This is a genomic window from Vibrio sp. D417a, from assembly GCF_030248595.1.
GTDB classification, from domain to species: Bacteria; Pseudomonadota; Gammaproteobacteria; order Enterobacterales; family Vibrionaceae; genus Vibrio; species Vibrio alginolyticus.
Map to the genome: position 1 here is coordinate 108,204 of NZ_JAHGAM010000015.1, position 12,634 is coordinate 120,837.

Below are 12,634 nucleotides of genomic sequence, written 5' to 3' on the forward strand. Positions count from 1 at the left end.
GAAGGTCAAGCAGGCTGCAAATGAGTAGCGTATGAGCTTGATAAGGAGATCGCCATGTTACTTCATCGACATACATACTACGGCCTGATTCATCATGGAATCAAAACACTGTTACTTGATCGCTTAGGCCACTATACAGAAGAAGAGTATCATCACTATCTGAGCCTGATGACTGGTAAATCCACTTGCTTCACGATGTCTCTTGAAGAGCTAGAAGCAACGGTCGATAACTTACTACGGGAAGGCTATTTAGAAGATGTAAAAACGCTTATTTCCCAATATCAACGTGTTGCTTAAGGTTTAAAACTCTCAACTTTATTGCCGCCTCATCGCGGCAATTTTTATTCCTTCCATATGCTGTTTCGACATGGAAGAATCTTGCGGTCTATACGATATACTAAGCGTTACTATTCTTACCTTAACTTCCTCAGTATTCACATCTTGTCAGATTCCGTTAGACTGTCTTCAATTCAATAATTAGGTAGATTTTGCCATCATGAAGCAGATCCTAGACTTTATACCACTCATCGTTTTCTTCGCTTTATACAAGCTGTACGACATCTACGTGGCGACAGGTGCACTGATCGTAGCAACAGCCATTCAACTTGTCGTCACCTACGCGCTGTATAAGAAAGTCGAAAAGATGCAGCTAATAACATTTGTTATCGTCACTATCTTCGGCGGCATGACCCTTTTCTTCCACGACGACAATTTTATAAAGTGGAAAGTCACCATCATTTACGCGATTCTGGCGATTGGCTTAGCAGTGAGCCACGCATTGGGAAAATCAGCCATCAAAGGTATGCTAGGCAAGGAAATTACGTTACCTGACGCTGTTTGGGCAAAGATTAACTGGGCTTGGGTTGGCTTCTTCTCATTCTTCGCTGGCCTAAACATTTATATTGCTTACGAATTGCCGTTGGATGTTTGGGTTAACTTCAAAGTATTTGGAATGTTGATCGCGACATTTGCCTACATGATTGCGACTGGCTTTTACATTTATAAACACATGCCAAAAGAACAAAAAAATAACTCATCCGATGTGTCCACTGATGATTAAAAACTCAGTTTTGCTATAATCCGCGACTTCACAGCGACCTTAGGGTCGCTGTTTTGCTCCATGTATCAGTAAACCGCTCAAACAACGTACCGTTTTCAGACCATTCTTGCTGCTGTAAACCAACTTTCTCTGGTCCGGTATCTGCGGTTTTTTAAGGACCTTTGGTTCTAGGTATTTACTATGTTGGCGCTTAGTTTGAGCGCCTTTAAGATTTAGGATGTCACAATGAGTCAAGAAATTAGCTCTCCGAAAGGTCAAATGCTGCTTCGTACCCTTGCAATGCCTGCAGATACAAACGCCAATGGCGATATTTTTGGCGGTTGGATAATGTCTCAGCTCGACTTAGCGGGCGCGATTCTGGCAAAAGAGATCTCTTGTGGTCGCGTTGTCACCGTTTCGGTATCAAGCATTACGTTCAAAAAACCTGTTGGTGTGGGCGATGTCGTATGCTGCTACGGCGAATGCACTAAGATCGGCCGCACATCCATGAGTGTCGATTTGGAAGTATGGGTCAAACCCGTCAAAGCTCACGGTGTTGGCGAACGCTTCATGGTTTGTGATGCGACCTTCAACTACGTAGCCATTGACAGTGAAGGTAAACCACGTCCGGTTCAGAATTAGTCAACCTACAACGCTAACAGTTAGAAAGGATCTCACATTTTCTGTTGTTCACTTGTGAGAGACACAAAAAAGGCGTTAAATTAACACTTTACCCTACCAATTAAGGAACTATGCTATGTGGTATGTCATCTTTTCACAGGACGTTGAGAACTCGTTGGAAAAACGCATGAGCGTTCGCCCACAACACTTGGATCGCTTACAAAAGCTACAAGACGAAGGTCGCCTTCTTACAGCTGGTCCGATGCCTGCGATAGATTCTGACAATCCTGGTGAAGCTGGATTTACGGGCTCAACTGTCATCGCTGAATTCGCCTCTCTAGAGGATGCTAAAGCGTGGGCAGAAGCCGATCCTTATGTAGCGGCTGGTGTTTACGATAATGTAATCGTGAAACCGTTCAAAAAAGTGTTTTAATTTATGAAAAAATTACTGTGTCTTTTCTTGGTATTTGGTGCTCTGGCTGGCTGTTCATCAACCGATGATAATCAGCGCCAACTTGAGCTTATGGCATCAAACCGAGCAGGAGTCTTGTCAGCGGGCCTCCCTTTAGAGTACGGTCCACTGCAAATAATGCGTGTCTCATCCAACAAAAATGTTGTAGAGATGATGATGATTTATAACGATGGCGCACTCGGTGCAAAGCCGTTAAATCAAGTACTGAATACCAGTATCTATACCTACTGCAGCAACCCAGAAGTTCGCAAGCAAATTGATATGGGCTTGATGTATCGTATTAAGGTACGTAATTCTCGCGGTCAGTTGATGGCAGATGAGTTGGTTTCCGCACAGACTTGTACTCAGGTGAAGTAGCTACAGTAATTTTTGTTGCTTTCGGCATGAGACGATGATTCGCTATTATTGGATAATCTGAAAACGAAAGTTAACAATTAAGAATAGAAAAACGGAGACCACAGTCTCCGTTTTTATTTGCTGTAACGATGTGTTACGCCAGCTCAGCACGGAGCTTCTTCGCCGCTGAAACCAGATTTGCCAATGCGGCTTCTGTCTCCTTCCAGTTTCGTGTTTTCAGACCACAATCTGGGTTTACCCACAAACGTTGAGCCGGAATTTTTTCTGCCGCTTTCTTGATTAAACCTTCAATCCATTCTTCCGTAGGAATGTTTGGTGAGTGAATGTCATAAACACCAGGGCCAATTTCGTTCGGGTAATTGAACTCTTCAAATGCTTTCAGCAACTCCATATTCGAGCGAGATGTTTCAATGGTAATGACGTCCGCATCGAGTGCCGCAACCGAATCAATGATTTCATTGAACTCGCTGTAACACATATGAGTGTGAATCTGAGTTTCTGGTTTTGCACTTGCCGCAGAGACCTTAAACGCATTTACGGCCCATTCTAAGTACGCTTTGTGATCGCGTTTTTTGAGTGGTAAACCTTCTCGAATGGCTGGCTCATCAATTTGAATGATATTGATGCCTGCATCTTGCAGGTCAGACACCTCATCACGCAGTGCCAAAGCAAGTTGCTGCGCAATTTCTTGACGTGTGATGTCTTCACGTGGGAACGTCCAACATAAAATCGTTACTGGTCCAGTCAACATGCCTTTCATCTGTTTGCTGGTTAGCGATTGTGCGTACGTCGACCATTCAACTGTGATCGGTTTTTCACGTTCAATGTCAGCAACTACAATGGCAGGTTTCACACAGCGAGAACCATAACTCTGTACCCAACCAAATTTGGTCGTTTGAAAACCCGCCAAGTTCTCAGCGAAGTATTCCACCATGTCGTTACGCTCTGCTTCGCCGTGAACAAGCACGTCTAGGTCGAGCGCCTCTTGACGTTTTACTGCGTCAGCAATATGTCCTTTAAGTGCTTGGATATATTCAGACTCAGATAATTGACCTGCACGATAAGCGCTGCGCTGCACCCGGATTTCACCCGTTTGAGGAAAAGAGCCGATTGTCGTTGTTGGCAACAAAGGCAAGCCCAATACTTCAGCTTGATGCGCAGCACGCTCCGCGTAAGGTGCGCTGCGCTCGGCAAGTGACGCAGTAATACTGTTTAAACGTGCTTGAACTTGTGGCTTATTCACATGCGTTGCCGTTTTACGTGCTTTGATTGGCTGGCTGTAGGTATCACAAGCGAGAATCGCATCTTGATCACCATCGAGTGCGCGGCCAAGCAAGGCGACTTCTGTTACTTTTTGTTTTGCGAACGCAAACCAGCTTTTCACTTCCTCACTGAGTTCTGTTTCCTGTTCCAGATCAACCGGGCTATGTAGCAAAGAGCATGAACTGGCAACCCAAAGTTTGTCGCCCAGTTTCTCTTTGACTGGCTGTAGACGCTCGAGTTGGGCACTTAAATCTGAACGCCACACGTTACGACCATTCACAACGCCAGCAGAAAGCACCCACCCCTCCGGTAACTTGGCAACCACATCGTCAAGCTGCTTAGGGACGGTAGATAAATCGATATGCAAACCATCTACCGGAAGCTCTACAATTTTGCCTAGCGTATCGCTTACGGAGTCAAAGTACGTCGTTAGCAGCACTTTTACATCGCTTCGAATCACTTGGTAGGCTAGCTTAAACGAATCAGCCCATTTGCTTTCTAGCTCCAGTGACAAAATTGGCTCATCAATCTGAACCCACTCAACACCTTGACTTGCTAGCTTTGCCAAAATAGCTTGGTAAGCAGTAAGTAAGCGTGGTAGCAGGGTTAAGCGGTCAAACCCTTCTTCGACCTCTTTGCCCAAGTAAAGGTAACTGACTGGACCAAGCAAAACAGGCTTCACTTGGTGGCCAGCTTGAAGCGCTTCGTTGACTTCTTCAAACAGTTGCGGCCAGCTCACTTCAAACGTATCGTCCTTGCTGAATTCAGGGACAATGTAATGGTAGTTTGTGTTGAACCATTTGGTCATATCCGATGCCGCAGCGCCCGCACAGCTGCAACCCGCCTGAGATTGACCGCGACCCACTTTGAACAACGTATCCAGGTTAGGGAAACCATCAGCGTGACGCTTTGGCACATGACCCAATAGCAACGTGGTCGTCAGTACATGATCGTACCAAGCGAAGTCGCCAGCGGTGGCAAAACTCAGACCAGCATCCGTTTGTGTTTGCCAGTTTTTGGCGCGTAGATCTGCCCCAACCTTTTTAAGCTCAGCTTGATCAATTTCTCCTCGCCAGTATTTCTCCTGAGCGAATTTTAATTCTCTTTTTTCACCAATGCGTGGATAACCTAGTATGTGAGTCGTTGTCGCCATGTCCCTATTCCTTTCTCAATTTTGTTCAATTTGTTTGGATCAGAGCATCTTTCGGTAAAGAATAAGATGTCTGGATGGCTAAACTATCGCTCTCATCTGATATTAGAACAACGTCCATTTATTCAACTTGTTTATTAAAAAAATTCATCATGAAGCGACATGATTCGCAAATAAAAACAACAAATAGACGTCTAGACGTTTACATATCCATTTTTTGTCGTTAAGTTATTTACACGATTGCTATTCTGTTCATAGCGAGCAACAAAGGATGAAAGGAATTCATGATAGAGCTAAAACATTTGCGGACACTCACTTCGCTTCGAGACACTGGCTCTCTAACGGCGACAGCGACCGCTTTGCATCTCACTCAGTCGGCACTGTCTCATCAGATCAAAGATTTGGAGGCGCGAATTGGAGGGCAACTGTTCCTGAGAAAGACTCGTCCGGTGAAGTTCACTTCAGAGGGAGAAATCCTATTGCGTCTTGCAGAAGATATCCTTCCGAAACTCGCAAGAGCAGAAAATGATTTAGCGAGCTTGAAAGAGGACGTCAATGGCCGATTACATATGGCCATTGAATGTCACTCTTGCTTCCAATGGCTAATGCCTGCACTTAGGGAGTACCAACTTGCTTGGCCAAGCGTAACATTGGACTTTTCCTCTGGTTTTGGCTTTGAACCACTCCCAGCTCTATTGGCAGGCGAACTCGATCTTGTTATTACTTCCGATATCCAACCTCGATCCGAAGTCCACTACGAGCCTCTATTCGACTTTGAAATGCGTTTAATTACCGCAACCAACCACCCATTGGCGGAAAAAGAAATTATTGATCCGCAAGATCTCGCAGATCAAACCATGCTCTCTTATCCTGTTCAAAAACAACGGCTAGACGTCGTAAAACACTTTCTTCAGCCAGCAGGAATAGAACCTGCGAAATGGAAGCAAGCCGACAACACTCTCATGTTAGTTCAGATGGTCTCTGCTGGATTGGGGGTGGCGGCACTACCCAATTGGGCGATTTCTGAATTTTCTCGCCAAGGTCTTATTACCAGTAAACCTTTCGGCCAAGGCTTATGGCGTCGCTTGTTTGCTGCAACGCGTCACTCAGAGAAAGAAAAGCGTTACTTACAAGCTTTTTTCGCAACCGCGAGGCTACAATGTAAAAGCCACCTTGACGGAATCAAAGTGGCTTAAAAGATTTGGATTATGAAAGGCTTAGCGTTGATATGCTTTAAATTGGTTAGTCAATGGATCGTACTGATAACCGAGCATATCAAGCTTGCCGACTACAGACTCTACATCCATCTCATACACTGATACTAACTCGTCAAAACTGTCGCACTCTAAACGTAGCTTTTCGTTGACGATACCTAGCAAAATAGTGCTGTCCAGATTACCTACATTGCTTAAATCCATCGCGACTCTCCTCTTCGACAAGGTATATAAACAAGCGTAGTAGTAATCACGCGAATTTAAAGTGAGTACGATCTAAAACGTGATCACCTTATACCCAAGCACCAAGAAAGCACTTGGATATAAGCCGTCTAGCTTTGTCTTTAGAATAGAGGTTAAGCCGCGAGAGAGAATAAACCTTGCAGGCTCGTCATCGACGCGAGTGCTAGCAACAAGGCAACGCTCAGTTGCACCTTTTCTGGTTTCTTATGCGTAAAAATATGCCAACACCACACAATAATTGAAGAAATTAACATAGCTAAAGACAGCAAGATTGGCTGTGTTGCAGCGTTCAGTGCAGCTTCATTTAACTGGTAAGAAGCAAACAACGTTGCGATGACTAATAGCATTCCGGACACAATGCCCGTAACTGGTAAAATACGGTGAAATGCCTGTAATCTGCTGCGAGCTATCGTAAGCAGCAATTGAGAAAATGACGCCCCAAGGAAAAATATCATTAGCGCCATCGCTATCGATGCTGGCCAGCTTGATTGCTCAAATACTTGAATACTCACATACGCAAAGGCCAAACCATTCGCTAAATGCATCGCCCATAGTGGCCCTTTTTCACGCGTTTTCTTGGTTTGAACCTGAGAATAGAAGTAGAAAATAGCAAACACGATCATAAATGCTTCAATGCGAAGTGACGCAACAGCGAGCCACAATACAGCTACTGCTGGCAACATTTTATGAAGACGTCCTCGCTGACCAGGACAAATATCGCCCTTTATTAGAAGCAAAGTCAGTAGCGCTTGTGCGCCAAATAGCATCGGAGGGAAAGTAACCAGCAATTGTTGAATCATGTTGAATGCACGCTCAAAAGTCATTTTGGGGGGCGATAATATCAAATCAACTATCGCCAAACCACCGAAAGTCAGCCCCCAAATGAGCTAAAACGGTAAGACAATTTTATTCACAGAGAAGCAAGATACTTCAACGCGTCTTCCTGCGTTAAAACTCCACGGTACTCTTCTTTGGTATTACACAGTACCCAAGGGAAACGGATGCCGGTTTTAACCAACTCTCGAATAACAGAGACAGGTAAATCCTCATCAACCAACACAAATTCGGTGCTCATTATCTGATTAACAGGACGTTTCCAAATTCGGCTTTCTCGTTCAGTTTCTCGCTCTGTTCCCATCGAAGGCGTTAGGTGTAAATTCACCGTCTCTTTCGTAATTAACCCAACACAACGATTTTCATTGAGAACAACTAAAGGCGAGCTTGGATTCAAATTCATGTACTCCACTGCCAAGGAAAGCGGTTCTCCAGGGTCTATAGACCTGACTTGTTCATGGCTCACAGATTGCAACACATCACTTTGCTTAGACTCAATCGCGATGTCAGAGAACAGATGCTCATAACTGTCCGCTTTATCCATCAAATCGACAGGCACGGCAGCAGAAAATAGAAAGCCCTGCATGTAATCGACACCGATTTCTGCCAATACTTGAAGTTCTTGCTTAGATTCCACGCCTTCAGCAACCACTTTTACATTCATTTGCTGTGCAAGCTCGGTGACCATTTTCACAATGTTATAGCTGGTGCTCCCTTTATAAATGTTCTTGATGAATTTTCGGTCTATTTTCAGTAAATCAAACTGCCCTTTTTCTAGATAAGAAAAAGAAGAATACCCAGTACCGAAGTCATCAATCGCGATCTCAATGCCCTCTTTCCGCACTTCCTCTAGAGCTCGAGTATGCTCCTCATCTTGTTCAAAATACGCGGTTTCTGTTAGCTCGATAGTTACTCGCTTAGGGTCTACACCACTGGCTTTAATCAAATCATGCGACCGCTGAAGGATCTGAAGAGAATCCAATTTCGTATTGAGGGAGCGATTGATGGTCACGCCCACTTCCTCGCCATAAATTTCTTGTAAGCGCGGAAAGTGCTTCAACGCAGCTTGGCAGACCACATCATCAAGTGCCGCTATGAGTTCTAGATCTTCAATAATAGCGATCATCTTCTGCGTACAATACGCATCATTTTCATCATAGAAGCGTGCGAGGGCCTCGAACTTAACCACTCTTCCGGTTTGAACGTCGATAATCGGTTGAAAGTAAACGTCCACTAGTCCACTCTCTATTTGCGCCTCCAAAAACGCCTCGAGATGTTGGCGCTTCACTAATTCAGAGTGAAGTTCACTGTCGTAAAAGTTGAAATAGCTGCCTTCACCGGAAATAGAGGACAACATCGCTTGCGCTGCATGTGCTAGCGCTTGTCTTGGTCGGTTCGTATCATAGCCAAGGATTGACACACCAGTTTGGCCTTTAACGATAGTGGCATGCATTTTTGTGCCCATTTCATTTCTAAGCTCATTAAAGAATCCTTTCATGGCAATTTGGATCAAACGAACCGGGCTCAACCATTGACAATGAGGGGTCTGCAAGCATACGACAAACACGTCCCGAGATAACTGCCCCGCAATACTGGTGTAGCGACTTCGCATAATAAAATCTGCAAAACCTAATTGCTGTTCAAGCAAGTATCTCTCCGAAAACTTGGGTCTGAGTGTCATAACAATGTTGAGTTCTTTATTTCTGCTTTCATTCGCTAAGGTAGCTAATTGGAGTTCAAATTCTTTCCTCGTTGGTAAAAAGGCAGCCCAATCATGCTGTTGTTCACAACGATTTTTCATCCACAACAACGAAGCAGAAATATCCGTAGAAAATCCGAGATAAAGAATTCGTCCAGAATGAAACGTAAGTCGGTAAATACAAAGATGATGAGCTTGGTTGCTACCGTTTGCTGTTTTGCTCAGCAAGTTACCACACCAACATCCTTCATCATTAATTTGCTGCCACAGCTGATCATAAAACGCTTGGCTATGGTGAGAGGTACTGAAAATATGAGTTTTAAGCCCAACCAGATCTCGGTTTTGATAGCCCATTTGTAACTCAAAGGCACGGTTACAACCTAAGATGCGCGTATCTTCATCGGCAACTAAAACGCCTACATTCGGCAAATCAAAAATCGTTTCGAGGATTTTCGCTAACTCCTCGCAACCAGTGATTGTTAATTGTGGAATGATAGTGCCTTGGATAATGCGCTTATTGAGCCTTTCAAAACTAATAGTAACGTGCACTAAGTTAACGTTTTTTAGCATCATGCAACAAGAAAACCGCCCCCGTCCGCCAAAGAGTTCCACTTCTAGAATTCGTTGTTTTAGCGTTTCTTGTTGCCCCATCAGCATATGATCAAACAAGTTATTTAGGCTGGTTACTGGCGTACTTATCCCAAATGCCTTTGCCATTCCTTGCTGATCACATTCGAACTCGCGAGTATCAATATCGTAAGACCACTCTATAACAGGAGTTAGACTGGAAGTCGTTTGCATTTTTGGATGCACTGTTGTCGTAGATTCACTCATACCCTAGCCCCTTTTTTTGTAATTAGCCCAAGGCTCAAAATTCACAGTCAATTCGCGACATTCCAGTTGGGACCTGCCGATCCTCTTTATAGATGGATTGTGTCAACGATAAGCCTATCGACTTAGAACTATTTCCAGAGCAGCTCAGCCTTTTTGCATTTAATATGCACCAATTTGATTATAGGCTTTACCTCATATAAGCACACCATTGCTTATACTTTGTATTAAGATTGCGACATTTTTCATGAACCGATCTATAACCATGAGGCTTTCAAGGTGAAATTAGACAGAAAATCGCCGATAGAGCATTGATATTTTTACAAACCAAATAAAACTCGATGAACTAAGCTGGAATAGATGAGTTTGTTATAGATACCTGATAATCAAATCGCTATAATTCGCGCTCCCTGGAACAGAGAGCAAAATATGACCAATAACATCACTCCTATTCATGAGTACAAAAAATACTGGGCAGAGTGTTTTGGTACGGCACCTTTCTTGCCGACCAGTCGCAAAGAAATGGATGCCCTAGGATGGGATAGCTGTGACATTATCATTGTAACCGGTGACGCTTATGTGGATCACCCAAGCTTTGGTATGGCTATCATTGGCCGCCTGCTAGAAGCACAAGGTTTCCGTGTCGGTATCATTGCTCAACCAGAATGGCAAAATAAAGATGCGTTCATGCAACTTGGTAAGCCAAATCTGTTCTTCGGGATCACTGCGGGTAACATGGACTCCATGATAAACCGTTACACAGCGGATAAAAAGCTTCGTCACGATGACGCGTACACACCAAATAACGAAGGTGGTAAACGCCCAGACCGCGCAACGTTGGTTTACTCTCAACGTTGTCGTGAGGCATACAAAGAAGTACCTATTGTTTTAGGTGGTATCGAAGCCAGCCTACGCCGTGTTGCGCACTACGATTACTGGTCAGATAAAGTTCGCCGTTCTGTACTGTTTGATGCAAAAGCAGACATCCTACTTTTTGGTAACGCAGAGCGCGCACTTGTCGAAGTAGCACATCGCATCGCAAACGGCGAAGACATCAGCACCATGACCAATATTCGTGGTACTGCCGTGAACTTGCCAGCTGCGCCAGAAGGCTACACGGTTATTGATTCTTCTCGCATTGAAAAACCTCGTAAAGAAGCGTTCGTACCAAAGAACCCATACGAAGTAGAAACTCAGTGTGAAACTAAAAAAGACGAACCAGTTGCACAACCAATCACGATTCGCCCATCACGCCACGATGCTGCGACGACTGCGGTCCGTTTACCTTCGTTTGAAAAGCTAAGAAACGATCGCATTCTTTATGCGCATGCAAGCCGTGTACTGCATTTAGAAACGAACCCGTACTCTGGTCGAGCGTTACTTCAAAGCCATGGTGATCGTGAACTTTGGGTAAACCAAGCTCCAATTCCATTGACGACCGAAGAGATGGACTTTGTGTTTGGCCTGCCTTACGCGCGTGTTCCTCATCCTATGTACGGCAAAGCAAAAATTCCTGCGTACGACATGATCAAGACCTCTGTGAACATCATGCGTGGTTGCTTTGGTGGCTGTTCTTTCTGTTCGATTACCGAGCATGAAGGTCGAATCATTCAAAACCGTTCGAAAGAGTCTATCATCAACGAGATTGAAGAAATTCGCGACAAAGTTCCGGGCTTTACCGGCACAATTTCCGATCTTGGTGGCCCGACTGCAAACATGTACCGCCTGGGCTGTAAAGATCCAAAAGCGGAAGCGAACTGTCGTCGTCCTTCTTGTGTATTCCCGGGCATCTGTAACAAGCTAAACACAGACCACAAACACACGATCGATTTATACCGCGAAGCGCGTAAAGTTGAAGGCGTGAAGAAAGTGATGGTTGCATCTGGCGTACGTTACGACCTTGCGATTGAATCACCAGAATACGTGAAAGAGCTCGTGACTCACCACGTGGGCGGTTACTTGAAGATTGCACCGGAACATACAGAGAAAGGTCCTCTTGATCTAATGATGAAGCCAGGCATGGGTACGTACGATCGCTTTAAAGAGATGTTCGAGAAATACAGTGCAGAAGCAGGCAAGAAGCAGTACTTAATCCCTTATTTTATCTCTGCGCACCCAGGCACAGAAGACGAAGACATGCTGAACCTTGCTCTGTGGCTGAAAAAGAACAACTTCGAATGTGACCAAGTACAAAACTTCTACCCTTCGCCAATGTGTAACGCAACGTCGATGTACTACTCAGAGACAAACCCTCTGAAACGCGTGAAGTACAAAAAACGTGAAGATGTACCTGTAGCAAAAGGTGAACGTCAACGTCGCCTGCATAAAGCGCTGTTGCGTTACCACGATCCAGCAAACTGGCCAATGATCCGTGAAGCCCTAGTCAGTATGGGTAAAAAACATTTGATTGGTGACAAACAAGGCTGTCTCGTTCCTGCAGAAGACATTGAAGCACAAACACCTGCGCAACGTCGTAAATCTGGTCGTCACGGGGCAAACCGCTTTGCAACCAAACATACCAAAAACCAACCAGGCTTCGGTGGTCATTTGAACAAACGCTCTGAAGGCGGTTCAAAAGATGGTAAACCATCTGGCAACCGTAACGGTTCGGGCAAAGCTACAGGTGGTCAACGCCCTGCAAGCAACGGCCAACGTCCTAGCGGCAACGGTGCAAACCGCCCGGCAGGTAGCAAACCGCAAGGCCAAGGTCGCCCGCAAGGACAAGGCAAACCAGCTGGTCAACGTAAACCAAAGCGTCGCTAATTATTTAGAGCTTAAATACGAGAAAGGGCTCCAGAGTTAACTCTGGAGCCCTTTTGTTTTGTCGGCTCATTGAGGCATCACTCACAACTCAAACTTTGATTCAATCAATACAAAAAATGGTAAACGCCAACCAACTTATTGGAAAAAC

At 44.7% G+C, this 12,634-nt stretch carries 11 protein-coding genes; 7 read left to right on the plus strand and 4 right to left on the minus strand.

Going from position 1 to position 12,634, the window contains the following annotated elements; genetic code table 11:
- Nucleotides 1-54 precede the first annotated feature (54 nt).
- The 5 genes from KI742_RS14280 (at nucleotide 55) to KI742_RS14300 (ending at nucleotide 2,489) form a co-directional block, all read left to right on the plus strand.
- Nucleotides 55-297 (plus strand): hypothetical protein, encoded by a 243-nt coding sequence (locus tag KI742_RS14280; RefSeq protein WP_169644167.1) that lies wholly within the window; start codon nucleotides 55-57, stop codon nucleotides 295-297.
- 199 nt (nucleotides 298-496) lie between these two features.
- On the plus strand, nucleotides 497-1,060 hold the full coding sequence (locus KI742_RS14285) for a septation protein A (protein ID WP_005376769.1): 564 nt from the start codon (nucleotides 497-499) through the stop codon (nucleotides 1,058-1,060).
- A gap of 225 nt (nucleotides 1,061-1,285) precedes the next feature.
- Nucleotides 1,286-1,681 (plus strand): acyl-CoA thioester hydrolase YciA, encoded by a 396-nt coding sequence (yciA, locus tag KI742_RS14290; protein WP_005376768.1) that lies wholly within the window; start codon nucleotides 1,286-1,288, stop codon nucleotides 1,679-1,681.
- A 115-nt stretch (nucleotides 1,682-1,796) separates the two neighbouring features.
- A complete protein-coding gene (locus KI742_RS14295) occupies nucleotides 1,797-2,093 on the plus strand; it encodes a YciI family protein (RefSeq protein WP_005376766.1) in 297 nt (98 codons plus the stop codon).
- Nucleotides 2,094-2,096: 3 nt separating this feature from the next.
- Entirely contained in the window at nucleotides 2,097-2,489 is a 393-nt protein-coding gene (locus KI742_RS14300; protein ID WP_005386726.1) for a GspS/AspS pilotin family protein, read from the plus strand.
- 133 nt (nucleotides 2,490-2,622) lie between these two features.
- Here KI742_RS14300 and metE read toward each other — a convergent pair whose 3' ends face one another.
- A complete protein-coding gene (gene metE, locus KI742_RS14305; protein WP_285385620.1) occupies nucleotides 2,623-4,905 on the minus strand; it encodes a 5-methyltetrahydropteroyltriglutamate--homocysteine S-methyltransferase in 2,283 nt (760 codons plus the stop codon).
- Between the two features lie 281 nt (nucleotides 4,906-5,186).
- Between metE and metR the strand changes: the two genes are divergently transcribed.
- Complete coding sequence (metR, locus tag KI742_RS14310; protein ID WP_005376763.1) at nucleotides 5,187-6,098, plus strand: HTH-type transcriptional regulator MetR; 912 nt, start codon at nucleotides 5,187-5,189, stop codon at nucleotides 6,096-6,098.
- A gap of 21 nt (nucleotides 6,099-6,119) precedes the next feature.
- Here metR and KI742_RS14315 read toward each other — a convergent pair whose 3' ends face one another.
- From KI742_RS14315 to KI742_RS14325, 3 genes are all read right to left on the minus strand, one after another.
- Nucleotides 6,120-6,320 (minus strand): DUF4250 domain-containing protein, encoded by a 201-nt coding sequence (locus KI742_RS14315; protein ID WP_005376762.1) that lies wholly within the window; start codon nucleotides 6,318-6,320, stop codon nucleotides 6,120-6,122.
- Between the two features lie 152 nt (nucleotides 6,321-6,472).
- On the minus strand, nucleotides 6,473-7,183 hold the full coding sequence (locus tag KI742_RS14320; protein WP_064354144.1) for a hypothetical protein: 711 nt from the start codon (nucleotides 7,181-7,183) through the stop codon (nucleotides 6,473-6,475).
- 86 nt (nucleotides 7,184-7,269) lie between these two features.
- Entirely contained in the window at nucleotides 7,270-9,726 is a 2,457-nt protein-coding gene (locus KI742_RS14325) for an EAL domain-containing protein (RefSeq protein WP_285385617.1), read from the minus strand.
- A 426-nt stretch (nucleotides 9,727-10,152) separates the two neighbouring features.
- Here KI742_RS14325 and KI742_RS14330 point away from each other — a divergent pair, with 426 nt between their 5' ends.
- Nucleotides 10,153-12,486, plus strand: a complete 2,334-nt coding sequence (locus tag KI742_RS14330; RefSeq protein ID WP_064368606.1) for a YgiQ family radical SAM protein — start codon at nucleotides 10,153-10,155, stop codon at nucleotides 12,484-12,486.
- The last annotated feature ends 148 nt before the right edge of the window (nucleotides 12,487-12,634 follow it).

Bases quoted from the DNA above. Each gene is read 5' to 3' on its own strand.
- KI742_RS14280 (WP_169644167.1), top strand. From the start codon at position 55: ATGTTACTTCATCGACATACATACTACGGCCTGATTCATCATGGAATC.
- KI742_RS14285 (WP_005376769.1), top strand. From the start codon at position 497: ATGAAGCAGATCCTAGACTTTATACCACTCATCGTTTTCTTCGCTTTA.
- yciA (WP_005376768.1), top strand. From the start codon at position 1,286: ATGAGTCAAGAAATTAGCTCTCCGAAAGGTCAAATGCTGCTTCGTACC.
- KI742_RS14295 (WP_005376766.1), top strand. From the start codon at position 1,797: ATGTGGTATGTCATCTTTTCACAGGACGTTGAGAACTCGTTGGAAAAA.
- KI742_RS14300 (WP_005386726.1), top strand. From the start codon at position 2,097: ATGAAAAAATTACTGTGTCTTTTCTTGGTATTTGGTGCTCTGGCTGGC.
- metE (WP_285385620.1), bottom strand. From the start codon at position 4,905: ATGGCGACAACGACTCACATACTAGGTTATCCACGCATTGGTGAAAAA.
- metR (WP_005376763.1), top strand. From the start codon at position 5,187: ATGATAGAGCTAAAACATTTGCGGACACTCACTTCGCTTCGAGACACT.
- KI742_RS14315 (WP_005376762.1), bottom strand. From the start codon at position 6,320: ATGGATTTAAGCAATGTAGGTAATCTGGACAGCACTATTTTGCTAGGT.
- KI742_RS14320 (WP_064354144.1), bottom strand. From the start codon at position 7,183: ATGACTTTTGAGCGTGCATTCAACATGATTCAACAATTGCTGGTTACT.
- KI742_RS14325 (WP_285385617.1), bottom strand. From the start codon at position 9,726: ATGAGTGAATCTACGACAACAGTGCATCCAAAAATGCAAACGACTTCC.
- KI742_RS14330 (WP_064368606.1), top strand. From the start codon at position 10,153: ATGACCAATAACATCACTCCTATTCATGAGTACAAAAAATACTGGGCA.